A 24,111-nucleotide genomic window follows, 5' to 3' on the forward strand; every position below is an offset into this window, starting at 1 on the left:
AGACGCGCCCGACCCGGCGTACCACCGGCGTCCGGTTCGCGCCTCGCGTGGAGGCCGGAAGCCCGCAGTTTCGGTTTTTCGATTGCTTTCGAATGACGAACATTCGAAAGGAGAATGTACGAAACCGTTGCTTCGTGCTGCCGATGCGTGTTAGAAACCGCGAGCCCCCTCTAGCCGGTCGAACCCGCAGGAGTCCCCATGTCAGCACCGTGGCCACGCCGTACCTTCCTCCGGACCGCGGGAGCCGCCTCCCTCGCACTCGGAGCGTCCGTGGGGACCTGGCCCGGCACGGCGGCCGCCGACGAGGACCCGTACGCGGCGCTCCGTCAGAAGTGGCGCGAACTGATCCTGGGCACCGGCTTCGTGGCCACCGAGGAGCCCTACGCGACCCTCCTCACGACGCTCGGCGCCAACGCCCGGACCTATCTCTCCACGATGCGGCCGGCCGAGGGCTCGCTCTGGGCGGACCTGGTGTGGAGCGACCCCGACCCCGACCTGGACGCCGAGTCGTACGCGTTCTCGGAGCGGATGAACGGTTCGTACACCCGGTTGCAGACGATGGCACAGGCCTACGCGCAGCCGGGCACCGGTCTCACCGGCGACGCCGGTCTCCTCCAGGCGGTCGTGACCGGCCTCGACCACATGTACGCCACCGTCTACAACGAGCGGGTCACCCGCTACGGAAACTGGTGGAACTGGCAGATCGGCGCCCCGCAGGCCCTGATGGACACGGCCGTGCTGCTGTACGACGCCCTGAGCGAGGAGCAGATCGCGGACTACTGCGCCGCCGTCGACCACTTCGTGCCGGACTCCCTCTTCGCCTCGTACACGGGCGTGTCCACCGGAGCCAACCGGGTCGACCTGTGCCGGGGCGTCATCCTGCGCGGCATCGTCGGCCGGAGCGCCGAGAAGATCGCGCTCGCCGCCGGGGCGCTCCCGGCCGTCTTCCCGTACGTGACGTCCGGCGACGGCTTCTACGCCGACGGCTCGTTCATCCAGCACACCAACGTCCCCTACATCGGGGCGTACGGCGCCGTGCTGCACGACGGCGTCGGCCGTCTGCTGGCACTGCTGCGCGGCTCCACGTGGGAGATCGACGCGGCGGACACCCAGCCGTTCCTGGACACCGTCGAGAAGGCCGTCGCCCCGTTCATCTACAACGGCCTCATCATGGACAACGTCGGCGGGCGTTCCATCAGCCGCGTCGGCGGCAACGACCACACCAGGGCCCACTCGCTGATCGCCACCGTCCTGCTCGTCGGGCAGGGGGCGAGTCCCGCCGAGAACGCCCGTTGGCGCGCGATGGTCAAGGGCTGGCTGGAGCGCGACTACTACCGGCCCGCGACGGCAAACAACGCCCTGAGCCTCACCAGGATGTCCCTGCTCCAGGACGTCCTGCGGGACGCTTCCGTGGTGGCGAGCCCGGAGCCCGTCGAGCACCGGAACTTCGCCGACATGAGCCGTGTCACCCACCGGCGCCCCGGCTGGGCGGCCTCGATCTCGATGTCGTCCCGGCGGATCGCGCACTACGAGTACGGCAACGGCGAGAACGCCCGCGGCTACCACACCGGTTCCGGCTGGTTGTCGTGGTGGGGCGCCGAGGTCAACCTGGAGCAGTACTCCGACGCCTACTGGCCCACCGTCGATCCCTACCGGCTGCCCGGCATCACCGCCTCGAAGAAGCCGCTGGCCGACGGGCAGGGCGGGGAGTGGGGCCAGCCGCCCAGCGACACCGTCTGGGTCGGCGGCGCCACCGACGGCGAGTTCGGCGCGGTCGGTCACCACCTCAAGGCCATCGCCGGCACGATGACCGCCCGCAAGTCCTGGTTCTGCCTGGACGACGCGATCGTCTGCCTCGGCTCCGGCATCACCGCCACCGACGGCCACCTGGTCGAGACCACCGTCGACAACCGGGCGCTGGGCACCGCGGGCGCCCCCCGGTTCGTCGTGGACGGCCGGACCCAGCCCTCCGCCCAGGGATGGGCGCAGACGTTCCCGCGCGCCGAGTGGGCGCACATCGAGGGCCACGCCGGCTACGTCTTCCCGGGCGGGACCACACTGGACGCGCTGCGCGAGGAGCGCACCGGCGCCTGGCGCGACATCAACGTCAACGGCCCCACCACCCCGAATACCCGCCGCTACCTGACGCTCTGGAACGACCACGGCACTGACCCGGTGGACGCCGGCTACGCCTACGTCCTGATGCCGGGAGCCAGCGCCAAGGCCACCGCGCGCCGCGCCCAGCACCGGAACTGGCTGACCGTCACCGCCGCCACCCCGGCCCAGCACGGCGTACGGGTGGCGTCGCTCGGCTTCGCCGCCGTCAACTTCTGGCAGCCCGGAACCGTGGACGGCATCACCGTCGACGCCCCCGCCTCCGTGCTGGTCCGCGAGCACCGCGACGGCACCGCGACCCTCGTGGTCGCGGACCCCACCCGGCTCAACACCTCGCTCCAGCTTCTCTGGGCGCGCCGCGTGAAGGAGATCGTCTCCGCGCCGGACGGCGTCACCGCGACGACCGACGACCGGGGCAGGAGGCTGAGGCTCGCCTTCGGCGACTTCACGAAGCTGGCCGGCGCCGGCCTGACCGTCAGGGTCAGGCTGCACTGACCGCCGGAGATTCCCGGGGAGCGGTTCTGCCGACGGTGCCGCTCCCCCTTCGGAACCGGCGCAGAAGAGGGCGTCGCACGGTGAGAACGGACCACTTCTGGTGATCCGGGGCCACGCGCCCGCGCGCCGCCCCGGCATAGCGTCGGCGCATGCCGATGCAACCCTGGTTCAGCGACGCCAAACTGGGCGTCTTCCTCCACTACGGGATCTACGCCGTCGACGGTGTGGCCGAGTCGTGGTCCTTCTACACCGGTGACGTCCCGCACTCCACGTACATGAAGCAGCTCGACGGCTTCACCGCCTCCGCCTACGACCCGGTCGCCTGGGCCGACCTGTTCGCCCGCGCCGGAGCGCGCTACGCGGTGCTGACCGCCCGGCACCACGACGGGGTGGCGCTCTGGGACACCGCCCACGGCGACCTCGACGTGGTGCGCCGCACCCCGGCCGGCCGCGACCTCGTCGCCGGATACGCCGACGCCCTGCGGGAGAAGGGCCTCAAGGTCGGCCTCTACTACTCGCACTCCGACTGGAACCACCCGGACTACGCCAGCGCCGTCCACCCCGAGCCGCCCAACGACGAGGTGCGGACCAACCGCTACGCCTCAGCCGCGCCGGGCGAGGAGGACCCCGCGGCGTGGCGCCGCTATCTCGCCCACCGGGACGGCCAGGTTGGCGAACTCGTCTCCCGCTACCGTCCCGACCTGCTCTGGTTCGACGGCGAATGGGAGCGGTCCGAGGAGCAGTGGGGGCTGGACGACCTCGCCGCCCTGATCCTCGCCGGGAACCCCGAGACCGTGCTCAACGCCCGGATGCTCCGGCACGGCGACTACGCGACCCCCGAGCAGGGCGTGCCGCTCACCCGGCCGGACGGACCGTGGGAACTCTGCCTCACCGTCAACGACTCGTGGGGGTACCGGGGTCAGGACCACAATCAGAAGTCCGTCGGGATGCTGGTGCGGTACTTCACCGAGACCATCGCCATGGGCGGGAACCTGCTGCTGGCGGTCGGCCCACGCGAGGACGGCACCATCCCCGCCCCCCAGGTCAGCCGACTGGAAGGGCTCGGCGCCTGGATCGCCCGGCACGAGGAGGCCGTGTACGGCACGGTGGCGGGCCTGCCCGCCGGCCACCACTACGGCCCGAGCACCCTCTCCGCCGACGCGCGCACCCTCTACCTGGTCTGCTTCGACCCGCCGCGCGAGACCGTCAGCATCCGCGGCCTGCTCACCGGCATCCGGCGGGTCCGGGTCGTCGGTACCGGCACCGAGCTGGCCCACCGCAACACCGGCGGCCTCGGCAACGTGCCGGGGGTCCGGTGGATCGACGCCCCGCCGGCCGAGGACGTCGACCCGCACGCCACGGTCCTCGCCGTCGAGCTCGAAGGGCCGCTGGAGCTGTACCAGGGCGCCGGCCGCTCCTGAGCCGCGCCGGGGCGGTCCCGTACGCGCCTGGCCGTCAGACCTGGCCGGCGCGGACGGCGCGGGGGGACGCCCCGAGTTCGCGCCGGCACAGCTTGTTGAACGCCTGGAGGTCGGGGACGCCTACGGAGGCCGCCACCGCGGGGATGGAGAGCGTCGACTCGCGCAGCAGATGCCGGGCCCGCTCCATCCGCCGCCGCCGGATGTGCGCCACCACGGTGTCCCCGGTCTCCGCCCGGAACAGCCGGATCAGATGGTTGTGCGAGACCCCGGCCGCCGCGGCCACCTCGGGGACCGTCAACGGGCGGGGCAGCCGGGACTCGATGTGGGCCAGCGCCCGGCCGACCGGGGTGTGCGCGCCGGTGGCCGAACCGGCCCGCGCGGCGATGTCGCAGACCCGCCAGAGCGCCGACCACACCTCTACGGAGGCGCGCGCGGGGCTGTGCGGCGCCGCCGCGACGGCCCGCCGCAGCGTGTCCGTGAGAGCCCCTGCCTCGGGGCCCGCCGGCTGGGCGACCGGCAGCGGCAGCCCCGGCCCGTCCTGGGCCCCGGCCGCGAAGTGGACGAAGAGGTGTTCGGAGCGCCCGGTGTACCGGAACTCCACGACGCTTCCCGGCTGGACCAGACTCACGTGCCCCGGCCGGATCATGTGCGGCACGCCGTCCACCACGAGTTCGGCGCTGTACCGGTAGAGGTGGAGCTGCCAGAGGTCCGGCAGCCGGAACACCTCGCTCCGGGTGTCGGTGCCGTGTACCGCGGTCCCCGACCCCGCCACGCGCGGAGGACGTTCCAGCGGCAGACGGACCTGGGCGCCGGGCGGCGACTCGTTGACCACGGGGAGAATGTACCAGCGCGGAGCCCGCGGCCCGCCGGCTTCCGGGACGGACGGGAGGCCCGGCCCCGTCGCCGTCCCGGAACTCGGACGGCGACGGAACCGGGCCAAGGCAGGGTCAGTTGAGCACGATCACCGACATCCGGGTGTCACTGAGCCCGGTCTTCAGGTGCAGCAGGGCGGTCCCTGCGGTCCGGGTCGGGGCGACCGTCAGCGAGAGCGTCGTGGCATAGGTCGCGCCCGGCGCCAGGGCCGGCACCGTGCCGGACGCCCAGGTGCCGGTGATCCCGGTGGCCCCGCTCACCGGCGTCAGCGCGGTCGCGGCGGTCGCGGTGGTGGAGGTGTTGGCGAAGGCCACCGGGACGGAGACCGTGGTACCGCGCCGAACCGTGCAGTTGCCGCTCGGCGGTGTGGCGGTGGCCTTGAGCGGGCCGCTGCTGCCGGTCCCGGTGATCACTCCCATCTCGTAGGAGTGCTGCGCCACCCAGTTGCAGGCCGTGCTGTCGGCGGCGGTCGGCTCCCAGACGATGACACCGTCCGCCTTGGCCTTGACCTGCTCGAACATGTGCGCCCAGGTGTTGCCGGAGACGTAAGCGCCGTTCTCGATGGTGGTCGGGTTGACATACGGGTAGATCGGGTGGTCCGGAGCGATGGTGCGGTCGTGGGTGACCGCCTCGTCCAGGCGCTGGTCCCACTCGGCCTGGGTCCACGCCGTGTAGAAGTACGCGCGCGGTGCGAAGCAGTTGAGCAGGTCGTCGTCGTGGAGCTGCTTGATCAGCGCCTGGTTCTGGGTCAGCCAGTCGTAGCCGTAGTGGCAGACGGGAGCGCTCGGCGCGGCGTTGTGCGTCCACGTCAGCAGGGTGCGCCACAGGTTGTAGGCGTGGGTCGCGGCGGCCCCGGTGGCCACCTGCGTCAGCTCGATGTCCTCGAAGTCCAGCACGACCGGCGCGGTCGCGGCGCCGCCGAACTGGTTGGCGCCCATGTACTCCTTCACCTTGGCCTCGAAGACGGCCTGGGTGGGCAGTGCGCCGCCGTTGGCGGTGCACGAGGTGGCGGTGCACGTGAAGGCGAAGACGTCGTACACGACCGTGGAGCGGGTCGACCCGAACTGTTCCAGCGTGGGCCGGTCGGCGCCGCGCTCGTTGACGAAGACGGGGAAGGGGTCGGCGGCCGCGGCCGGGGTGGTGCCGAGCAGCGGGATCGCGCCCAGCGCCGGTCCCGCCAGGACGGCCGTCGCACGTCGCATCCGTCCGACGCGGGGTGCGGGCGAGGTGCCGGGCTGCCCCGTGGTACCGCTCTGTACCGTGCTGTTCCGCATGGTGTGTCCTCCACAAGTGGGGGGAAGACAGCCCGCCCGGACGGACGGGCCGGATCGGGGGAGCGGCGGGGCCGCCGGGGGAGGGGGCCCCGCCGCCGCGCGGGTCAGCCCGCGGAGGGGGCGTGTCCCGCGAGATCGGAGAGGTCGTACGTGGTGTCGCCGAAGGTGAGGGCGGTACCCGTCTCCGGCGTGAGGTGCCAGTCGTAGGGTGCGGGGCGCGTCGGCGAACACGTCGTGGACGGCGATCACCGGGTCGGCCCCGGCCACCGGACGCCGGCCCGGCGGCCGGGGAGGGCCCTGTCGTCCGGGCTGCGGATTCCGGGGCCGGCCGGAGCGGGTGCGACGGGAGCGCGCGGGCCGGTCAGGCCTTGGTGGCCGCCTCGTACTCCTCGTGGAACTCCTCGGCTGCCTGCGCACCGCCCTTGGCCAGCCAGTCCTTGACCATCGTGTCCCAGGAGGAGACCGGCTTGCGGCCCATGACGATGGCCTTGATCGCGTCTTCCTTGAGCAGCATCAACTCGTTCTGCTTGGCGTTCCAGGTCTTGGAGAGCAGACCGACACTCATGTCCGGCCGGCCGATGGCGACGATCTCCGATTCGAAGGCGTGCCGGCGCTTGACGGAGGCCTCGGCGCCGGGAACCGACGAAGGGAGGAAGATGGGCGTCTGGCAGCAGGCGATGAAGCCCACGCCCACGGTGTCCTTGCTGTCGCCGTCCAGCGCGATCTGCTTCTGGACGGGACTGCCGTCCTCGGCACGGTCGAAGTGCGTGCCCTCGACGCCGTAGTTGACGAACTCGTACTCCTTGGTGCCGAACGGGGCCGCGAGGTAGTTCATGACCCGGAGCAGCATCCTGATGCGGTCCTTGGGGGCCTTCTTCAGCACGGTGAAGTAGTCGGCGCCGGGGGAGAACCAGTGCACCGCCTTCTTGCCGTTGTCCGGCTTGGGCGGACGGACCTGGTCCACGGTGAAGGCGCTCCCGACGGCCACGTGGTTGCCGGTGAAGTCGACGGCCGCGCCGGAGACGCTGGCCGTGACCCCCGTGCGGAAGTCGGTGGTCAGGGTGGCGTCGTGCGACAGCGGGTCGGCCCGGAATATGCCGTTCTTCTGCCACTTGACCATGTTCTCCAGGGCGTCCTTGAATTCGTCGGCCTGGACGTGGTTGACGAAGGCGCCGTCCTTCAGGGTCCACACGTTCGGCGTTCCGTACATCGGCACGAGCGTGTTGAAGCCGAACGCGCCCGCGCCCGCCACGCCCATCCCCCACTTGTTCCGTCCCGAGATCTGCTGGAGGCCCTTGGCGTACTCGTCGACCGTGAGAGCGCCGATCTCCGGCACCCAGACGCCGGCCGACTTCAGCCGCTCCACATTGGCCGCGATGGTCTGGCCGATCCGGGGGCGCTCCACCGGGAAGCGGTAGAGACGGCCGTCGATGCGGTCGGCGGCCTTCCAGGCGTAGGTCGGGATGGCCGCGATGTTCGGGTACTCCTTGACGGCGTCCCCGGAGAGGAACTCCGTCAGATCCTGGCACTTGGCGGCGATCAGCTCGGTCGGGTTCGGCAGGTACGACGACGCGGCGATGATGTCCGGCAGATCGCCGCCGGCCACCAGGGTGGCGAACTTCTGTTGCGCCTCACCGGCGGGCACCACGACCAGGTCCAGATCGACGCCCAGCTCCTTGTTGAGGGCCTGCCAGAACTGGTGCTGGGCCTTCGCCTTCGGCGGGGCGCCCCAGGTGATGGTCCACACCGTCACCTTGGAGCCGTCACCGGGCTTCTCGGCGACGGACCGCTTCAGTCCCTCGGGGTAACGCAGGTAGCCGGGACGGACACCCTGGTCGGTGGGGGCCAGGTCAGGAGCCGGGGCGTCCGGACTCGCGACGTACGTCGGCCACGCGGCGAGCTTCTTGCCCACGTTGTCGAGGTCGCCCCCGCCCGAAGACGTGGTCGAACAGGCCGAGAGGGTCATTCCGGTGGCCGCGAGCGCGGTGGAGGCGCCGATCGTCTGCAGCACTTTTCTGCGGGAGATGCCGGAGGACATGGGAAACCGTTCCTTTACGAAGGCCCCGACCCGGGGCGGGTGACGAAGCGGGGGATGCGCGGGGTGTACGGGCTGCGGGGGCGGGGTCAGCTCTTTACCGCACCGGTGAGCACGCCCTTGGCGAAGTAGCGCTGGATGAAGGGGTAGACGCAGAGGATCGGCACGGTGGCGATCATCACGACGGCCATGTTGACGGTCTGCGGAGCGAACTGGATCTGTTCGTTCACGTTGCCCGCCACGTTGATCAGGCTCTGCTGGCTCTGCACGACGTAGGTGCGCATCCAGGTCTGGAGGGGCCACATCGTGGCCTGGTCGGTGTAGAGGACGGCTCGGAAGAAGTCGTTCCAGTACCCGACCGCGTAGAACAGACCCACCACCGCGACCACGGCCTTGGAGAGCGGGAGGACGATGGTGAAGAGGATGCGCAGTTCGCCGGCGCCGTCGATCTTGGCCGATTCGAAGAGTTCCTGCGGGATGCCCTGGAAGAACCCTCGCATGACGACCAGGTTGAACGCGCTGACCAGGACGGGCAGGAACAGCGCCCAGTAGGTGTTGCGCAGGCCCATCCCGTTGACCACCAGGAAGCTGGGGATCATGCCGGCCGGGAAGAGGAGGGTGAAAAGGATCAGCAGCATGATCGGCTTGCCGCCGGTCACACCGGGCCGGGCGAGGGCGTAGGCGAGCAGGATGGTGCACGCCAGACTCGCGGCGGTGCCGACCACGGTCACCAGGGCGGACACGCCCACGGCACGGGTGATCTGTCCCCCCGAGAAGACCAGGTCGTAGGCGTGGGTGGTCCAGCGCTCGGGCCACAGGGCGTAACCGCCGTTGGCGATCACCTGGGAGTCGGGGGAGAGGCTGGTGGCGAGCACCACCCAGAAGGGGACGATCACCGTCAGCACCGTGACGACGAGGACGACGCCCTTGCCCGCCCGGGTGACCGGCTTCGGCTTCTCCTTCCACGCCGGACGCTCGGCGCGCTCGGCGGTCGGGCGGTCCATGTCGAGGACATCGCTCATCAGCGGTACACCCCCTGCTCACCCATGCGGTGGGCGATCTTGTTCGTGGAGAAGACGAGAACGGCTCCGATGACGCCCTTGAACAGGGCGGCAGTGGCGGCCACCCCCCAGTTCCCGTCGCGGATGCCGTGGAAGTAGACGTAGGTGTCGATGACTTCGGCCACGTCGCCGCCGAACGCGTCGCGCTGGAGCAGGATCTGCTCGAAGCCGACCGAGAGGATGTCACCGAGGCGCAGGATGAGCAGAAGGAAGATGACCGGGCGCAGGGCCGGCAGCGTGATGTGCCAGAACCGCCGCCAGGGACCCGCGCCGTCGAGCGCGGAGGCTTCGTAGAGTCCCTCGTCGACCTGGAAGAGCGCCGCCAGGAAGATGATGGTGCCCCAGCCGCTCTCCTTCCAGACCAGCTCCAGCACCATCAAGGGCTTGAACAGGTCCGGATTGCCCAGTATGTCGATCAGATGCCCGTCGTCACCGCCGAGTGCGCCGTTGAGCGCCCCGCTCGATCCCAGCAGTTGCTGGAAGAGGGCGACGACGATGACCCACGAGATGAAGTGGGGCAGATAGACGACGCTCTGCACGAACTTGCGCACCGGCCCCTGGGTGAGGCTGTGCAGCAGCAGAGCGAGGGCGAGCGGGACCGGGAAGTAGAAGACGAGCTGCACCAGGGCCAGCACCACCGTGTTCAGTGCCGCGTGCCAGAAGGCCGGCTCGGAGAACAGTGTCTCGAAGTTCTCGAATCCGACCCAGGGGCTGGCCTGGAGGCCGAGGAACGGCATGTAGTTCTTGAACGCGATGACATTGCCGAACAGCGCGCCGTACTGGAAGACCAGGAAGAACAGGACGCCCGGAAGCATCAGCAGCAGGAGCGCCCGGTCCCTGACGATCCGGTGCCACAGTCCGGTGGGGCGGGGGCGTGTTCTGCCCGGATTCCCGGTGCCCGCCGCCTTCTTCGGGCGGGCCTCCGGTTCCTTCAGTGCCAGCGACATGCCGCTCCCCTTCTTCCACATGACGACGTGCTCCGCTCCCGGCGTCCACACCACGGCTCCCGGAACTGAGGGAGCGCGGCCCGGCGGGATCGGACGAGTGGCGCCCAGGTGTCCGGCCAACTGCCGGTATCCGGCCACACGCCGAATATTGGCGAGCGTGACGATCGACGTCAAGAGGCATGGAGCGAATTTTCGATCTTTCGATCAGCAGGAGCGAAGTGGCGCAGAGCCTCAGAGGCTCCGCCGCCGTCGGTCTCGGTGCCGTCCCGCATCCAAACGGGGTGGGCGGCGGCTCGCCCCCACCGGACCCGACCAGGCGCCGAGCCTGGCGCGGTCCTGGGCGCGGTCCCGGTAGGGGTGTCGGTCAGAGGCCGTGCTGTCGTTCCTCGGCCGAATACCGCACGTCGGCTCCTGGTGCTCAGGGGATCCGGGTGCCGGTCAGTGATCTACAACAGCGATCAGGACGACCGAATATCGAAAAAACGCGATCGTTCGATCTTGACGATCGAAATAGTGATCCCTACTGTCGCCCTCATGACCGCCCTGCCCGCCGACCCGGCCGCCGACGCCCCACTCGCCCCGCACGAACCGAGCCGGCCCCGTGTCCTGCTGGCGATGGATCCCGAATTCGCCCCCACCCTGCTCAGCGAGCGGACCCTGACCCGGCTCGCCCGGATCGCCCGGTGCGACACCCGCCTCCTCGTCCAGGACCTCACCGACCCGGCCGTGCGCGCGGCGCTCGCCGACGCGGAGGTCCTGCTCACGTTCTGGGGCTGTCCGCCGCTCGACGAGGCCGTCCTGGCCGCCGCCCCCAAGCTGCGGGCCGTGGTGCACGCCGCCGGTTCGGTCCGCGGCCATGTTCCCGCACACGTCTGGGACCGCGGCATCCAGGTCTCCTCGGCGGCCTCCGCCAACGCGCTGCCCGTCGCCGAATACACCGTGGCCTGCGTCCTGTTCTTCAACAAGCACGTGCTGGAGGCGAGAGACGCCTACCGCCGGGTGCGCGGCCACGACGACTGGCGCTCGCTCTTCACGGACGTCGGCAACTACCGGCGCACCGTCGGCATCGTCGGCGCCTCCCGCATCGGCCGGCGCGTCATGGAACTCCTGCGGCCCTACGCCCTCGACGTCCTCGTCCACGACCCGTACCTCTCCGCCACCGGGGCGACGGAGCTAGGCGTCCGCGCCGTCGACCTCGACACGCTCTGCGCCGAGTCCGACGTGGTCTCCCTGCACGCGCCGGAACTCCCCTCGACCCTCCGCATGATCGACCGCCGGAGGCTCGCGCTGATGCGGGACGGCGCCACCTTCATCAACACCGCCCGCGGAGCCCTGGTCGACCAGGACGCGCTCACCGCCGAACTCGTCGCGGGACGGCTGCGCGCCGTCATCGACGTCACCGTGCCCGAGGTGCTGCCGTCCGACTCGCCCCTCTACGACCTGCCCAACGTGCTGCTCACCCCGCACTTCGCCGGTTCGTTCGGCAACGAGGTGCAGCGGATGGCGGATTCCGCCCTCGACGAGATCGCACGGTTCGCCCGCGGCCTCCCCTTCAGCCACCCGGTGCGCCGAGAGGAACTCGACCACCTCGCCTGACCTCGCGCCCGCCGTCCGGCCGCGGGCGCAGCCGTACACGGCCCCCGGACCACGCTCCTCAGCCCGGCTCCGTCGCACCCGTTCCCGAACTCATCCCTGCCCGGCTGCGGGCGCGGGACCGTTCCGCTTCCTCTACGTTGACCAGGAGGTCACTCCCCACGCCGTACGGCAACCACGGACGGAGACACGGTCATGGACGCGCAGACCCCGCAGACGCCGCAGACCCCGCAGACGCACAGGGACGAGGAGGCCGGCCTGCGGGTCGTGGTCACCGGGGCGACGGGGAACGTCGGGACCAGCGTGGTCCGGGCCCTCGCGGCGGACCCCTCGGTCGGCTCGGTCCTCGGACTGGCGCGCAGGATTCCGCTGCTCTCGGTGCCCAAGGTCGCCTGGGCCGGCATCGACCTGGAGGAGGACGACAGCGAGCGGACCCTGCGCGCGCTGCTGGACGGCGCCGACGCGGTGGTGCACCTCGCCTGGCGGTTCCAGCCGACCCATGACCCCGTCGTCACCTGGCGCGGCAACGTCGAAGGCTCGATGCGGGTCTTCCGGGCGGTCCGCGACGCCGGAGTGCCGGCCCTGGTGCACGCGTCGTCGGTCGGTGCGTACTCCCCGGGTCCCAAGACCGGCCCCGGCGTCGACGAGGACTGGCCCACCCACGGCTGGCCCGACGCCGCCTACTGCCGGGAGAAGGCCTACCTGGAACGCGTTCTCGACACCTTCGAGCTGCGCCATCCCCAGATCCGCGTCGTGCGGATGCGCCCCGGCTTCCTCTTCAAGAAGGAGGCGGCCCCCGAACAGCGCCGCATCTTCGCCGGAAAGTTCTTCCCCGGCCCTCTCATCAGGCCCGGCCTGCTGCCGTACGTCCCCGACCTGGACGGGCTGCGCTTCCAGATCCTGCACACCGACGACGCGGCCCGCGCCTACCTCCTGGCGGTGCGCGAGGACGTGCGCGGCCCCTTCAACCTGGCCGCCGGACCGGTCGTCGACCCCCGGCTGCTGGGGGAGAAGCTCGGCGCGAAGGTGGTCCGGGTCCCCGTGGCGGTGGTGCGCACCGCGCTGGCCACCGCCTGGCGCGCCCGTGCGGTGCCCGCCTCCCCGCACCTGTTCGACGCGGTGCTGCGCCTGCCGCTGATGGACTGCTCGCGGGCGCACGACGTCCTCGGCTGGCGGCCGGAGAAGACCTCCGAGGAGGCGCTGGACGCCTTCCTCTCCGGCGTGCGCGACGGAGACGGCGAGCAGACCGCCCCGCTCGCCGGGCGGCGCGTGGGATGACGGCGATCGCCCCGAAGGGCGGGTGCGGCACGCGGGTGCGGGCAGTCCGGCGGGTCACCGTCCCCGCCTGATCCGCCGCCCCCTCCCAGGCGCACGAACGGCCCCTGCCGCCCCGCGTGCGCGGGGCGGCAGGGGCCGGAGGGGGCGCGGGGCGGGGGTCAGGTCCCGGTGCCGTCGTCCTCCACCAGGTGCACCGCCGCCTCCTCGGCCGACGCCGCGCCGCCGTCGATGCCGACGTCGTGGGCCACCACGTCGTTGGCGCGGCCGGGCTCCGAGCGGTCCTGGGCCAGCCGTCCGGCCCGCGGGCCGTCGGACACCACGTCGTCCTCCGGCTCCCCGTCGCCGTCGGTCAGATCGCCGATGCCGTCCCCCGGGACCGGCTCGACGTCCGGGGTCTCCTGCGCGAGGCGCTGGTCGAGGCTCTCGCCCTCCCGCTCCTCCGCGCCCGTGGTGCCGTACTTCTCCACGCCGAGCGGCTTCTCCGGCGGGGAGTAGCCCTCTTCCATCTGGTCGTCCAGGTCCCGTTCGTCCAGGACGTTCTCCAGGTCGAGGTCGTCCGTCGGAGGGTTCTGCGAATCGTCGCCGGTGGGCTGGTAGACGTCGTCACCTCGTGCGTCGTCGGACATGTGCGGCTCCTTTCCGTGCGGGCCGGTCGGGGTCAGTGGACGTCCGTGACGACGAAACCGCTGCGCGGCGCCGTCGGGACGCGGTTCAGGGGGATGCGGAGGTCCTGTTCCACCACCTCGTAGGAGAGGCGGGCGAGCAGGGTCGAGAGGGTGGCGAGGACGGTGAGCGTCACGTCCTCGCCGGGGCACCGGTGGCCGGCCGCCGGATCGCCGCCGCCCTGGGGGACCAGGTCGTCGCGCCCGACCGGCGTGTCCAGGAACCGGGACGGATCGAAGGCGTACGGCCGGGGCCACAGCTCCGGGTCGTGGTTGTGCCCGTACAGATCGAGCAGGACGAGGGTGCCCTCGGGGACCGGGCGGCCGAGCCACTGGAGGTCCCGGGCCGCCAGCCCGCCGACGAACGGGGCGAACGGATAGAAGCGCCGCACCTCCTGGGAGAAGGCCGTCGCGTACGCCGGATCGTCCGGGTTCATCAGCGCGGCGCGGTGCTCCGGCCACCGGTGCAGGGCGTGCGCGGCGAACGTCGCGAACCAGGTCACCGCCACGGTCGGGCGCAGGATGTTGAGCACCTCGACCGCCGCCGTGTGCGTCGGCAGCGGGGATCCGTCGGCGTCCCGGTGCCCGGTCACCGTCCGGAACGGGGAGTCGTCGGCCGCTCCGGGGCCGGCCGCCCGCTGCCGCTCCCGCTCCACCAGGGACGCGATGCGCTCCTCCTGGCGGCGGCGGGCGGCCCGCGCCCGGAAGTGCCGCGGTCCCGCCGATGCGAAGCCGTCCACCATCGCCACCAGGTCCCGGGCGACCGGCGCCGCCTCGCCCTCGGCGAGCGGTACGCCGGCCCAGGTGTGGACGGCGCGCGTCAGCACCAGGGCGAACGCGTCGAACAGCGTCACCTCCCGCTGCCCGGACCACTCGGTCCTGGCGCGGTCCCACTCCCGTGCCACCTCGTCGGCGAGCGCACGCACCCGCACCGGGTCGGTGAGCAGGCCGAGGAACATCGCCTTGCGGACCCGGTGCGCGTCGCCGTCGAGCGTGTGCACGGCACCCCGGCCGAAGAGCGTGTCGACGACCGGCTCCGGCAACGCGGCGCGGCGGTGCACGTGGTCCTCGTCGTAGAAGAACCTCACCGCCTCGGGGCCGTGCAGGGCGATCGCCGGTTTCCCGAGCAGCCGGGTGCGCAGGGGCTCGCCGCCGTTGCGCCGACGGGCGTCCGGCAGCCAGGCGTATCCCTTCAACAGCAGGGGGAGGGTGCTCTCTGCCATGTGTACGGTCTCCGGTCGGTATGGGTGGGTGGGGCGCCGGGGGCGCCGGGGCGACCACGCGGCTGACCGGTCGCAACGATCCTCCACGCGGAGCGAGGGGACCGCGAGTCGGCGCCGGCCTCCCCGGACTGCGCGGCTACCCCCCGCGGTGTGGTCCACACGTCGCCACGGAGAGAGTTACGCACTTTCGTTCCGACAGTGCCTTCGGTGGGTTCGTCCGGTTAACCTGGGGTCATGGGGATCACGAATGAGCCGCCGGTGTCCGAGCCGCCCGCCGACGGGACCGGTCCGACCCGCGCCGCGGAGGAGACGTACGGCCTGACCGCCCTCGTCTTCGACGTGTTCGAGCGCGACTGCCCGTCACGCTCCGTGCTGGAGCACGCCACCGGTCGCTGGGGCAGCCTGGTGCTGGCCGGCCTGCACCAGGGACCGGCGAGGTTCAACGCGCTGCGCCGCAAGGTGGACGGGGTGAGCGAGAAGATGCTCTCCCAGACCCTGCACGCGCTGGAGCGGGACGGGCTGGTCACCCGCGAGGTCCGTTCCAGCATCCCTCCGCACGTCGAGTACGCGCTCACCGACCTCGGGACGGCCACCGCCGCCAGGCTGGTGGACCTGATCCTCTTCCTCGAAGCCGCCATGCCCGACGTGCTGGCCGCGCGCAGCGCCTACGAGTCCCGCGGCGACCACTGACGGCCTCCGGGGCGACGGGAGGCCTCCGCCTCAGGGTGTTCCGCGTACCGCCGAGGCCGCCGCCACCTGCCGCAGGGTGCGCCCGGTCCTGGCCGAGCGGGCGTGGTGCGGGTCCGGCGAACCCGGCCGGTCCCTGACCTCCAGGCCGTCCTTGGCCTTGATCAGCAGCCAGGCCTCCTTGCCGGGACCCTCGCCGCCCGCCCGGAAGCGGATGAGCGCGAACTCCCCCCGGAGCTTGGTCCCGTGCAGCCGGAACGTGGCGTGCCCCCGGGCCAGGGACTCGGTGAACGGCACCGGCCGGCCGGCCTTGTCGTGGCCGAGCGGGGTGTAGGTGCCCTGGTCCCACACGATCACCGTGCCGCTGCCGTACTGGCCGGCCGGAATGACCCCCTCGAACTCCCGGTACCCCAGCTCATGGTCCTCGGTGGGCACGGCGAGCCGGCGGTCGCGCGGATCGTCCGAGGGGCCGTTGGGCACCGCCCACGACTTCAGCACGCCGTCGACCTCCAGCCGGAAGTCGAAGTGCATCCGGCGGGCGTCGTGGATCTGCACGACGAAGCGGGGGGACGGTTCGGACTCGTCCGCCATGCCGGGCTCCCTCCGTCGGGCGGCGGGTCGCGTGCCCGGCCGCTCCTTCCACTGTGCCGCCGGATTCGGGCACCCGCACGACAGAACCCGCCTACCCCCGCGGGGCCCCTCGCAGACAGCGCCTAGCATGATCCCATGGAACAGCGCACTCTTGGCAGGACCGGCCGTGACGTATCGGTCGTGGGACAGGGCACCTGGCAACTCGGCGCCGACTGGGGCGAGGTCGGCGAGAAGGAGGCCACCGGGGTCCTGGACGCCGCCGTGGAGTCCGGCGTCACCTTCTTCGACACCGCCGACGTGTACGGGGACGGGCGCAGCGAGCAGTTGATCGGCCGCTACCTCGCGGCACGCCCCGACGCGGACGTCTTCGTCGCCACCAAGATGGGCCGCCGGGCCGAGCAGCTCCCGGAGAACTACGTTCTGGACAACTTCCGTACCTGGAACGACCGTTCGCGGGCCAACCTCGGCGTCGACACCCTCGACCTCGTGCAACTGCACTGCCCGCCGAGCGCCGTCCTCTCCTCCGACGAGGTGTACGACGCGCTGGACACCCTGGTCGAGGAGGGGCGGATCGCCGCGTACGGGGTGAGCGTGGAGACCTGCGCCGAGGCGCTCACCGCACTCGCCCGGCCGGGGGTGGCGAGCATCCAGATCATCCTGAACCCGTTCCGTCTCAAGCCGCTCGACGAGGTGCTGCCGCAGGCCGCGAAGGCCGGGGTCGGCATCATCGCCCGGGTGCCGCTCGCCTCCGGTCTGCTCTCCGGCCGCTACACCGCGGACACCGTCTTCGCCCCCGACGACCACCGGACCTTCAACCGGCACGGCGAGGCGTTCGACCAGGGGGAGACCTTCTCCGGCGTCGACTACGCGACCGGGGTGGCCGCCGCCGCGGAGTTCGCCGCGCTCGCCCCCGAGGGCGCCACGCCCGCGCAGACCGCGCTCCGCTGGATCGTCCAGCAGCCCGGCGTCACCACCGTCATCCCCGGCGCGCGCTCCGTGGACCAGGCCCGTGCCAACGCGGGCGCCGCCGCCCTCGCGCCGCTCCCGGACACCACGCTGGACGCGGTGCGCGAGTTGTACGACCGGCGCTTCCGCACCTCGGTCCACGACCGCTGGTAGCCGCCCGGCCCGGCGCGGCGGCGGCCGTCAGTCGTCGCCGCCGTCCGGGCCGTTCCCGCCCGGGCCTTCGTCGTCCCCGGAGTCCAGCTCGTCGCCGGAGTCCTGGTCCGAGGGCGGAACACCGTCCTGCTGCCCCCCGGACACGGCCGGGGCGGGGGAGCCCTCGGTCTGCGGTTCCACGCCCTGCGAGGTCTCGGTGCCCGGCGTCTCGGATTTCTGGGCGTCCGAGTCCGGTGCGAAGATCACACTGCCCAGGTAGACGGCCACCACGAACGCGATCGAGCCGGCCACCGCGCTGGCCACCCTCGGCCGCCGTCTGATCGCCTCGCCCGCGGTGCGCCGCCGGGCAGCACCGGACGCTCCCGCGGCGGTGGCGCCGCGGCCGGTGCCACCGCCCGTTCCGTGCGCGGAGCCGGTGCTCCGGCCGGTCCCGGCGTTGCGCGCGGTGGCACGGACCGCCGCGCGCGAGGCGGGCGGGGCGGCCCGCCGTCTGCCACCGCCCCCCGAGGCCGGCAGCCGGTACGTCGCCTTGCCCCCGGCCTCCGAGCCGGGCCGCGCCCCCGGCGCCGCCTGCGGCATCGGCTCCGGCCGCCCCCGCCACGCCTCGGTGCGGAACCAGTCGGCGACCTGCTGGGCCGTCGGCCGGTCCTCGGGCTTCTTGGCGAGCAGCCCCAGCAGGTACGCGTCGAACGCGGGGGAGATGGCGACCCCCTGGTCGCGCAGCGGTACCGGCGCCGCGTCGACGTGCATGTACAGCGTCGCGGTGGCGGTGTCCGAGCGGAACGGCGGCTTTCCCAGCAGCAGTTGGTAGATCACGCAGCCCAGGGAGTAGATGTCCGAGTCCGCGCCCGCGGTGCGGCCGAGGGCCCGCTCCGGGGCCAGATAGAGGCTCGTGCCGACGATCTGGCCGGCCGTCGTGAGCGCCGTCGACGGATCGTCCACGAACTGGGCTATCCCGAAGTCGGCGATCTTCACCGAGCCGTTGGCGTCCAGCATCAGGTTGCCTGGTTTGATGTCCCGGTGCACGACGCCCTGGCGGTGTGCGGCGGCCAGACCGGCCGCCGCCTCGCCCGCGATCCGGGCCACTTGCTCCGGGTGCACCGACTCCTGGGAGTTCAGCAGGTCGCCGAGGCTGCGTCCCTCGACCAGCTCCATCACCAGATAGAGCCGGTCCTCCCACGTGCCGAAGTCGAAGACGGCCACCAGTTGCGGATGGCTCAGCCGTGCGGCGGTCTGGGCCTCCAGCCGGAACCGGGCGGTCGACGAGGAGTCGGCCCGGTCCCCCAGCAGCAGCTTCACGGCGACATCCCGGCCCAGGACCTCGTCCGTGGCCCGCCACACCTCGCCCATGCCGCCACGGCCGATGGGGGACACCAACCGGTACCGATCAGCTACCAGCACCTGTACACCAATCTCGAATTGTGGCTCGTTGTGACAGCCGGGACGGCTCACCGGTCGGACTCACGAGGAGCGAACAGGGCGGGACGCGCGGCGATGATCAGGATATCGGTCCGGTGGGAGCGAGGTGCCCACGGACGGCCTACTCATCGGTTCGTCACGCTTTCTGACCCCGCGTCGGCGCCGTCCCCGTCCGCCCCGCGCGGCACCGCCTCAGCCGCGCGTCGCCGCCGCCCGCGCCAGCGACTCCACCAGGGGCAGCACCCGGTGCGGGACCCGCTGCCGCAGAGCCACCTCGGTGCTGGTGCGCACCACCCCCGGCAACTGGATCAGCCGCTGGATCACGTCCTCCAGGTGCCCGTTGTCGCGGGCCACCACCCGCGTCAGCAGGTCGCCGCCGCCGGTGGTCGAGAACGCCTCGATGATCTCCGGCACCTCCGCGAGCGCGTCCCCCACCTCGTCCAGATGCCCCTGGGTGACCTCCAGGTGCACGAAGGCCAGCACCGGATGTCCGAGCGCGGCGGGGGACAGCACGGGGCCCGTCCCGGTGATCACCCCGTCCCGCTCCAGCCGGTCGAGCCGCGCCTGCAGCGTCCCCCGCGCGATGCCGAGCACCCGGGCGTACTCCCGCACGCTGGTGCGCGGCTGCTCGATGAGCAGCCGCAGGATGCGGGTGTCGAGGGCGTCCACCGCCATGGGCCGTGCCTCCTGATGGGGGAGCGGGGAGCGTCCCCGCAGGACAGATGGTCCGGTGGATTGTCCCATGTACGGACCAATGGCCCGGCCGGTGCGGGGCGACCCGAGCACGCCGGAACGCCGGCCGGGCTGTGGTTCCAGCCCGGCCGGCGTCGGTGTCGTGGTGCGTGGTGCGTTCCGCGTGGCGGACCGGGGGCCTCCGTCGCGGCGGGGCCCCCGGTGTCGCGGGTGGGGCGTGTTTACGGGAAGGAGGTCACCGTGGACGGCACCGTGGAGGTGCCCGAGGTGCCCGGACCCGTGCTGTTGATGACGTGCTCGTACTGGCCGTTGCCGCCGAGCGAGACCACCAGCAGGTCGTGGAACTTCACGCCCGCCTTCACCGGCGCCTGGAAGCCGTGTTCCTGACGGATCGTCGGGTCCACGTTGTAGTAGCAGTAGCTGCCCAGGCCCCAGCCCTCGTGGACGTTCACGGAGTCCTCGACCTTGTAGGCCGCGTACCCCTTGATGCTCCCGTTCTGGATGGCCGCCTGGTTCGGGGCGTCGTACGCCTTCTCGTTCTGGAAGAAGATCGTCCGGCCGCGTTCGCCCGCCCACACCACGTCGTACTTGTTGAAGTGCTCCACGAAGAGGCCGGTGGCGAGGACGTCGTCGCCGTTGACCCGGAAGCCGTAGTCGGACCGGTTGGTCTCCCAGCCGACGCCCTCGCCGTGGTCGGCGCGCCAGATCCAGGTGTGGTCGACGATGGTGTCGTCGTTGTTGATCACCATGCCGGTGGTGGCCTTGCCCGCCCCGGCGCCGCCGACCCGGACGAAGACGTCCTGGACGGTGGTGGGGTTGGCGGCGTGGTCGGCGGAGGCGTTGGCCGGGCCGACCTCCAGCAGGGTCGGGGAGTTGACGGTACCCGCGTCGATCAGCAGACCCGCCAGCTTCACGCCGTCCACGTCGGCGACCTTCATCGCGGTCACCCCGTTGTCCGGGATGACGGTGGCGAGGCCGAGGCCGAGGACGACCGTGTTGGCGCGCTTGACCTCGATGGTGCGGTCCAGGTGGTAGACGCCCGGCGTGAACAGCAGGTGCAGGCCCTGGTCCAGCGCCGCGTTGATGGTGGCGGCGGTCGCGCCCGCCTTCACCACGTAGAACTGGCTCAGCGGGAGGGACTGGCCCTGCGGGGTGCCGGCCCAGGAGACGCCGCGCGCGTTGGTCCGCTTGGCGGGCACGAAGACCTTGTACTCGTTGCCGTCCAGGTAGAGGAACGGCTTCTCGCGGGAGACCGGAGTGGTGTCCAGCGTGGTGTACGGCTGGGTCGGGAACGCCTGCGCCGGCGCTCCCTCGACGCCCGAGAAGGTCATGTTCCAGACGCCGTTGGTCCAGCCGCCGACCGCGCTGTCACGGGTGTACCACTGCTGCTGGGAGTACGGGCCCACGGTGCCGTCGATCTTGCTGTCGGCGATGTAGCCGCCGCTCGCCCAGCCGTAGCCGTTCGGGGCCAGGTTCAGCCCGCCCTTGACGTGCATCCGGCGGAACGGGGCCGCCTGGGAGACCGCCCAGCGGTTGGTGCCGTTGACCGGGTTGAGGGCCAGGTTCTCCGCCGACCGCCAGAAGTTCTGCGTGGCGTTGCCGTTGAACCAGCCCGCGTCGACGGTCACGTCGCCGTTGAACGTGGTGTCGTCCGGCTTGAGGCCGAGGCCCGAGACCGAGGTGTAGAAGCCCACCTGCACATTGAGGTTGTTGTACGTGCCCGGCTTGAAGAGCAGCGCGTGCCGGCCGGAGCCGAACTGCGCGGACTCCTGCTGCTGGAAGATCGCGTCGACCTTGCCCTGGATGTCCGGCGTCGACGGGTCGTAGACGTGGACGTTCGGGCCGAGGTCGCCACCGCCCTGGATCGGGCCGGTGGTGCCGCCGCCGGTGGTGCCGAACACCTGGAACTCCCAGAGGGAGTAGCCGTACTGGGTCGCACGGGTCGTGCCGGTCACCCGCACGTACCGCGCGTCGCCGGAGACGGCGACGGTGTCGTTGCCTCCGTCGCCGGTGGTGGTGGAGTACTTGGTGGTCCAGGTCGACCCGTCGGCGGAGAACTCGATCCGGTATCCCTTGGCGTAGGCGGTCTCCCAGTTCAGCACGATCTGGCTGACCGAGGCGGACGCGCCGAGGTCGACGCTGATCCACTGCGGGTCGGCGGCCGCGCTGGACCAGCGGGTCCCGTTGTCGCCGTCGACCGCCGAGGTCGCCGGGGTGCCGTAGTTCTCCTGGCTGGAGGCGGTCACCGTCTTGCCCTGCGAGAGCAGGGCGGGGGCCGCCTCGGCGGTTGCGGCCGGCAGCAGGGTGAGTGCCGTGGCCGCCAGCGCGCCGGTGAGCAGACCCACCAGGGGCCTGCGCCACGTACGGGACCGTGCGCCGTCGGGGCGCCGTGAACCGGGGGGAGACATGAGCATGTCAGCCCTTCCTGAGGTGTCGGGGGGTGCGGGTGTCGTGTCCCGGGGCCGCGCCCCGCCTCCGGCGGAGGAGGTCTGCCGGAGGCGGAAACGTGCGCGGACCCGGGGAGGGGGATGTGGGACGAACGCCGGGAGAGCGCTCTCTCGTGGGTCCAGATGGTTCTCCTGCGGGCGGGAGGCGTCAAGAGTTGTGACAGAGAAACTGTGCGCGGGCTGCCGGTTCGTCAGAAGGTGAACAGGGTTTCGGGGTCCGGACGTTGGCGGACCGGAGGGCCCCCGGCCCGGCCCGCGCGGACGAGGGGCGGGGGAGGCGGTCACCCTCCGTGTCGCGTCCACCCCTGCGCGCGAACCTGCGCCGCCGCGGTCCGCGCGACCGTCCCGTAGGCGCGGGCGCGCGGGGCCGGTCCGCTCAGCCGTAGACGCCGAACTCGTTCAGCGAGTAGCCGTAGCCGGTGCCGCGCGCGGTGGCGTACAGGCGCACGTAACGGCCGGTCCCCGAGACGTCGAAGTCGTCGATGCCGCCGTTGCCGTCCGTCACCTGCTTGACGGTGCGCCAGTTCTGGCCGTCGTCGGAGAGCTGGACGGCGTACGCCTTGCCGTACGCCGCCTCCCAGTCGAGCTGGACGTGCCGGACCGCGGTCGGGGCGCCCAGATCGACACTGAGCCACTGCGGGTCGCTCCAGGCGCTCGCCCAGCGGCTGGTGGCGCTGCCGTCGACCGCGTTTCCGGCCGGGCAGGGGCAGCCGCCGGTGGAGTCCTGCTGCCAGGAGGACGCCGTGGCGGGCTTCCCCCGGCCGAGGTTCACCCCGCTCACGGGCGGCGCGACCACCCGGAGGGAACGGGTCTCCACGCCGACGTTGCCGCGGCCGTCCTTGACCTTGACGTACACCTTCCACACGCCGGTGCGGTCCGGCGCGGTGAACCGGAGCCTCCCGCCACCGAGATTGCTGAAGGGGGTGCTGGTCAGGGCGCCGCTGCCGTCGATGTACTTGCTGTTGAGCAGCACCTCGTACGACAGGGCGTCCCCCTCGGGGTCGGAGGCCGGCGCCGTGACCGTCAGCTCCCTGCCGCCGGGGACGCTGCCCGCGTCCCGGTCGAGGGTGAGCGGGGCGACCACGGGCGGGGTGTTGTCGCCGGCGGTGGATCCGCCGTACATCCGCTTCACCGCGTAGTACGACAGGCGCTTCTCGCCGGCCGGCAGCAGGTTGAACCAGATGCCCCCGAAGTCGTACTCCGTTCCGTAGTGGAACAGCGTCGCCCCGAGCGCCACGCCCGGGTGGCCGGTGACGCAGTTCCACGCGCGGGTGTAACCGTCGCGCTTGGCGGTGTCGGCGGGCTCGGCCGGCACCCCGTTGGCGTCGTCCGGCACCTCCCACTCGCCGGCCGGTCCGGTCTCGGTCACCAGGTACGGCTTGGTGTAACCACCGCTCTGCCAGGTGGACTTGATGTTGCACACGTCGTTGTACGCGTTGACCGAGTACAGGTCCAGGTCCGGCGCGTTGCGCCGGTAGTACGGCCACGCGCCGGTCCACGCGTCGGTGGAGGTGACCGGGTGGTTCGGGTCGACGGCGTGGATCCGCTTCGTCACGTCGTTGACGAACGCTGTGTACGCGTCGCGCTGCCGTTCCAGCTCCGCCCCGCCGTAGCAGTTCTGCATGCCGAGCACCGACTCGTTGCCGACGTTCCACATGAGCACGCCGGGATGGTCCTTGTAGGTCTGCACCCACTTCGGGAACTCCGCGAGCACGGTGTTCTTGTAGGCGGTGTCCGTCAGGTAGTTCACGCAGCCGCCGCTGCCGGGGCCGCCGCCCGGCTGGAGCCAGAAGCCCGCGATCACCTTGATCCCGTTGGCCGCCGCCGCGTCGAACAGCGGGGCGCTGGAAGCGTCCGTGCCCCAGGTGCGGACGGTGTTGACGCCCATCGACTTCACGTCGGGCAGGTAGCGGGCGGCGTCGGTGGGGGAGGGGCCCCAGGTCAGGCCCTTGACCGTGTACGGCGCGCCGTTCACGGTCAGCTGCCAGTTCCCTTGTGCGCCGGTCACCTTCACCACGTTTCCGGCGGCTGCGGCGTGTGGTTGCGTATCGGTGCCCGCGGCGGACCCGGCCGCCTGCGAGGGGGAGGCGGGCAGGGCGAGTGCGGCCGCCGCGAGGGCGGTGGACACCGCCAGGGGAAGTGTTCTGCGCATCGGTTTCTCCTTCGAGGGGGGACGGA

The 24,111-nt window shown here is 71.8% G+C and carries 18 protein-coding genes; 6 read left to right on the plus strand and 12 right to left on the minus strand.

The window, feature by feature from the left end:
- The first annotated feature begins 198 nt into the window (after positions 1-198).
- Both Q0994_RS20625 and Q0994_RS20630 read left to right on the plus strand, forming a co-directional pair.
- Entirely contained in the window at positions 199-2,610 is a 2,412-nt protein-coding gene (locus Q0994_RS20625; RefSeq protein WP_299537123.1) for a polysaccharide lyase 8 family protein, read from the plus strand.
- 149 nt (positions 2,611-2,759) lie between these two features.
- Positions 2,760-4,031, plus strand: a complete 1,272-nt coding sequence (locus Q0994_RS20630) for an alpha-L-fucosidase (protein WP_299537125.1) — start codon at positions 2,760-2,762, stop codon at positions 4,029-4,031.
- Positions 4,032-4,065: 34 nt separating this feature from the next.
- Here Q0994_RS20630 and Q0994_RS20635 read toward each other — a convergent pair whose 3' ends face one another.
- The 5 genes from Q0994_RS20635 to Q0994_RS20655 form a co-directional block, all read right to left on the minus strand.
- Positions 4,066-4,863: a helix-turn-helix domain-containing protein gene (locus Q0994_RS20635; RefSeq protein ID WP_299537127.1), complete on the minus strand. Its 798-nt coding sequence runs from the start codon at positions 4,861-4,863 to the stop codon at positions 4,066-4,068.
- A 115-nt stretch (positions 4,864-4,978) separates the two neighbouring features.
- On the minus strand, positions 4,979-6,178 hold the full coding sequence (locus Q0994_RS20640; RefSeq protein WP_299537130.1) for a hypothetical protein: 1,200 nt from the start codon (positions 6,176-6,178) through the stop codon (positions 4,979-4,981).
- Between the two features lie 361 nt (positions 6,179-6,539).
- Entirely contained in the window at positions 6,540-8,216 is a 1,677-nt protein-coding gene (locus tag Q0994_RS20645) for an extracellular solute-binding protein (protein ID WP_299537132.1), read from the minus strand.
- A gap of 86 nt (positions 8,217-8,302) precedes the next feature.
- Entirely contained in the window at positions 8,303-9,235 is a 933-nt protein-coding gene (locus tag Q0994_RS20650; RefSeq protein ID WP_299537134.1) for a carbohydrate ABC transporter permease, read from the minus strand.
- Positions 9,235-10,221, minus strand: coding sequence for a sugar ABC transporter permease (locus Q0994_RS20655; RefSeq protein WP_299537137.1), 987 nt, complete (start codon positions 10,219-10,221; stop codon positions 9,235-9,237). Before Q0994_RS20655 ends, Q0994_RS20650 begins: the two co-directional genes overlap by 1 nt.
- Positions 10,222-10,755: 534 nt before the next feature.
- On the opposite strand from Q0994_RS20655, the gene Q0994_RS20660 reads away from it, so the two are divergent.
- Positions 10,756-11,817: a hydroxyacid dehydrogenase gene (locus Q0994_RS20660; protein WP_299537278.1), complete on the plus strand. Its 1,062-nt coding sequence runs from the start codon at positions 10,756-10,758 to the stop codon at positions 11,815-11,817.
- A gap of 192 nt (positions 11,818-12,009) precedes the next feature.
- Positions 12,010-13,092, plus strand: a complete 1,083-nt coding sequence (locus Q0994_RS20665) for an NAD-dependent epimerase/dehydratase family protein (RefSeq protein ID WP_299537141.1) — start codon at positions 12,010-12,012, stop codon at positions 13,090-13,092.
- 158 nt (positions 13,093-13,250) lie between these two features.
- Here the strand turns inward: Q0994_RS20665 and Q0994_RS20670 are convergent, their stop codons facing one another.
- Positions 13,251-13,718 carry a DUF5709 domain-containing protein gene (locus tag Q0994_RS20670; RefSeq protein WP_299537142.1) on the minus strand — a complete coding sequence of 156 codons (468 nt, stop codon included), beginning with the start codon at positions 13,716-13,718 and terminating at the stop codon, positions 13,251-13,253.
- A 32-nt stretch (positions 13,719-13,750) separates the two neighbouring features.
- Positions 13,751-14,977: a cytochrome P450 gene (locus Q0994_RS20675; RefSeq protein ID WP_299537143.1), complete on the minus strand. Its 1,227-nt coding sequence runs from the start codon at positions 14,975-14,977 to the stop codon at positions 13,751-13,753.
- Between the two features lie 234 nt (positions 14,978-15,211).
- Here Q0994_RS20675 and Q0994_RS20680 point away from each other — a divergent pair, with 234 nt between their 5' ends.
- A complete protein-coding gene (locus Q0994_RS20680; RefSeq protein ID WP_299537145.1) occupies positions 15,212-15,667 on the plus strand; it encodes a helix-turn-helix domain-containing protein in 456 nt (151 codons plus the stop codon).
- Positions 15,668-15,697: 30 nt separating this feature from the next.
- Here the strand turns inward: Q0994_RS20680 and Q0994_RS20685 are convergent, their stop codons facing one another.
- Positions 15,698-16,255: a DNA polymerase ligase N-terminal domain-containing protein gene (locus Q0994_RS20685; protein WP_299537149.1), complete on the minus strand. Its 558-nt coding sequence runs from the start codon at positions 16,253-16,255 to the stop codon at positions 15,698-15,700.
- A 135-nt stretch (positions 16,256-16,390) separates the two neighbouring features.
- On the opposite strand from Q0994_RS20685, the gene Q0994_RS20690 reads away from it, so the two are divergent.
- A complete protein-coding gene (locus tag Q0994_RS20690; protein WP_299537151.1) occupies positions 16,391-17,374 on the plus strand; it encodes an aldo/keto reductase in 984 nt (327 codons plus the stop codon).
- Between the two features lie 27 nt (positions 17,375-17,401).
- Here the strand turns inward: Q0994_RS20690 and Q0994_RS20695 are convergent, their stop codons facing one another.
- The 4 genes from Q0994_RS20695 to Q0994_RS20710 form a co-directional block, all read right to left on the minus strand.
- On the minus strand, positions 17,402-18,724 hold the full coding sequence (locus Q0994_RS20695) for a serine/threonine-protein kinase (RefSeq protein ID WP_299537281.1): 1,323 nt from the start codon (positions 18,722-18,724) through the stop codon (positions 17,402-17,404).
- 261 nt (positions 18,725-18,985) lie between these two features.
- Positions 18,986-19,468, minus strand: a complete 483-nt coding sequence (locus tag Q0994_RS20700; RefSeq protein WP_299537153.1) for an Lrp/AsnC family transcriptional regulator — start codon at positions 19,466-19,468, stop codon at positions 18,986-18,988.
- Positions 19,469-19,707: 239 nt separating this feature from the next.
- A complete protein-coding gene (locus Q0994_RS20705) occupies positions 19,708-21,894 on the minus strand; it encodes a discoidin domain-containing protein (RefSeq protein WP_299537284.1) in 2,187 nt (728 codons plus the stop codon).
- Between the two features lie 415 nt (positions 21,895-22,309).
- Positions 22,310-24,085: a discoidin domain-containing protein gene (locus Q0994_RS20710; protein WP_299537155.1), complete on the minus strand. Its 1,776-nt coding sequence runs from the start codon at positions 24,083-24,085 to the stop codon at positions 22,310-22,312.
- Positions 24,086-24,111: the final 26 nt, after the last annotated feature.

This window comes from uncultured Streptomyces sp. (assembly GCF_947488945.1).
Taxonomy (GTDB): domain Bacteria; phylum Actinomycetota; class Actinomycetes; order Streptomycetales; family Streptomycetaceae; genus Streptomyces.

Bases quoted from the DNA above. Each gene is read 5' to 3' on its own strand.
- Q0994_RS20675 (WP_299537143.1), bottom strand. From the start codon at position 14,977: ATGGCAGAGAGCACCCTCCCCCTGCTGTTGAAGGGATACGCCTGGCTG.
- Q0994_RS20705 (WP_299537284.1), bottom strand. From the start codon at position 21,894: ATGTCTCCCCCCGGTTCACGGCGCCCCGACGGCGCACGGTCCCGTACG.
- Q0994_RS20650 (WP_299537134.1), bottom strand. From the start codon at position 9,235: ATGAGCGATGTCCTCGACATGGACCGCCCGACCGCCGAGCGCGCCGAG.
- Q0994_RS20685 (WP_299537149.1), bottom strand. From the start codon at position 16,255: ATGGCGGACGAGTCCGAACCGTCCCCCCGCTTCGTCGTGCAGATCCAC.
- Q0994_RS20665 (WP_299537141.1), top strand. From the start codon at position 12,010: ATGGACGCGCAGACCCCGCAGACGCCGCAGACCCCGCAGACGCACAGG.
- Q0994_RS20700 (WP_299537153.1), bottom strand. From the start codon at position 19,468: ATGGCGGTGGACGCCCTCGACACCCGCATCCTGCGGCTGCTCATCGAG.
- Q0994_RS20670 (WP_299537142.1), bottom strand. From the start codon at position 13,718: ATGTCCGACGACGCACGAGGTGACGACGTCTACCAGCCCACCGGCGAC.
- Q0994_RS20695 (WP_299537281.1), bottom strand. From the start codon at position 18,724: ATGGGCGAGGTGTGGCGGGCCACGGACGAGGTCCTGGGCCGGGATGTC.
- Q0994_RS20710 (WP_299537155.1), bottom strand. From the start codon at position 24,085: ATGCGCAGAACACTTCCCCTGGCGGTGTCCACCGCCCTCGCGGCGGCC.
- Q0994_RS20655 (WP_299537137.1), bottom strand. From the start codon at position 10,221: ATGTCGCTGGCACTGAAGGAACCGGAGGCCCGCCCGAAGAAGGCGGCG.
- Q0994_RS20660 (WP_299537278.1), top strand. From the start codon at position 10,756: ATGACCGCCCTGCCCGCCGACCCGGCCGCCGACGCCCCACTCGCCCCG.
- Q0994_RS20630 (WP_299537125.1), top strand. From the start codon at position 2,760: ATGCCGATGCAACCCTGGTTCAGCGACGCCAAACTGGGCGTCTTCCTC.
- Q0994_RS20640 (WP_299537130.1), bottom strand. From the start codon at position 6,178: ATGCGGAACAGCACGGTACAGAGCGGTACCACGGGGCAGCCCGGCACC.
- Q0994_RS20625 (WP_299537123.1), top strand. From the start codon at position 199: ATGTCAGCACCGTGGCCACGCCGTACCTTCCTCCGGACCGCGGGAGCC.
- Q0994_RS20680 (WP_299537145.1), top strand. From the start codon at position 15,212: ATGGGGATCACGAATGAGCCGCCGGTGTCCGAGCCGCCCGCCGACGGG.
- Q0994_RS20645 (WP_299537132.1), bottom strand. From the start codon at position 8,216: ATGTCCTCCGGCATCTCCCGCAGAAAAGTGCTGCAGACGATCGGCGCC.
- Q0994_RS20690 (WP_299537151.1), top strand. From the start codon at position 16,391: ATGGAACAGCGCACTCTTGGCAGGACCGGCCGTGACGTATCGGTCGTG.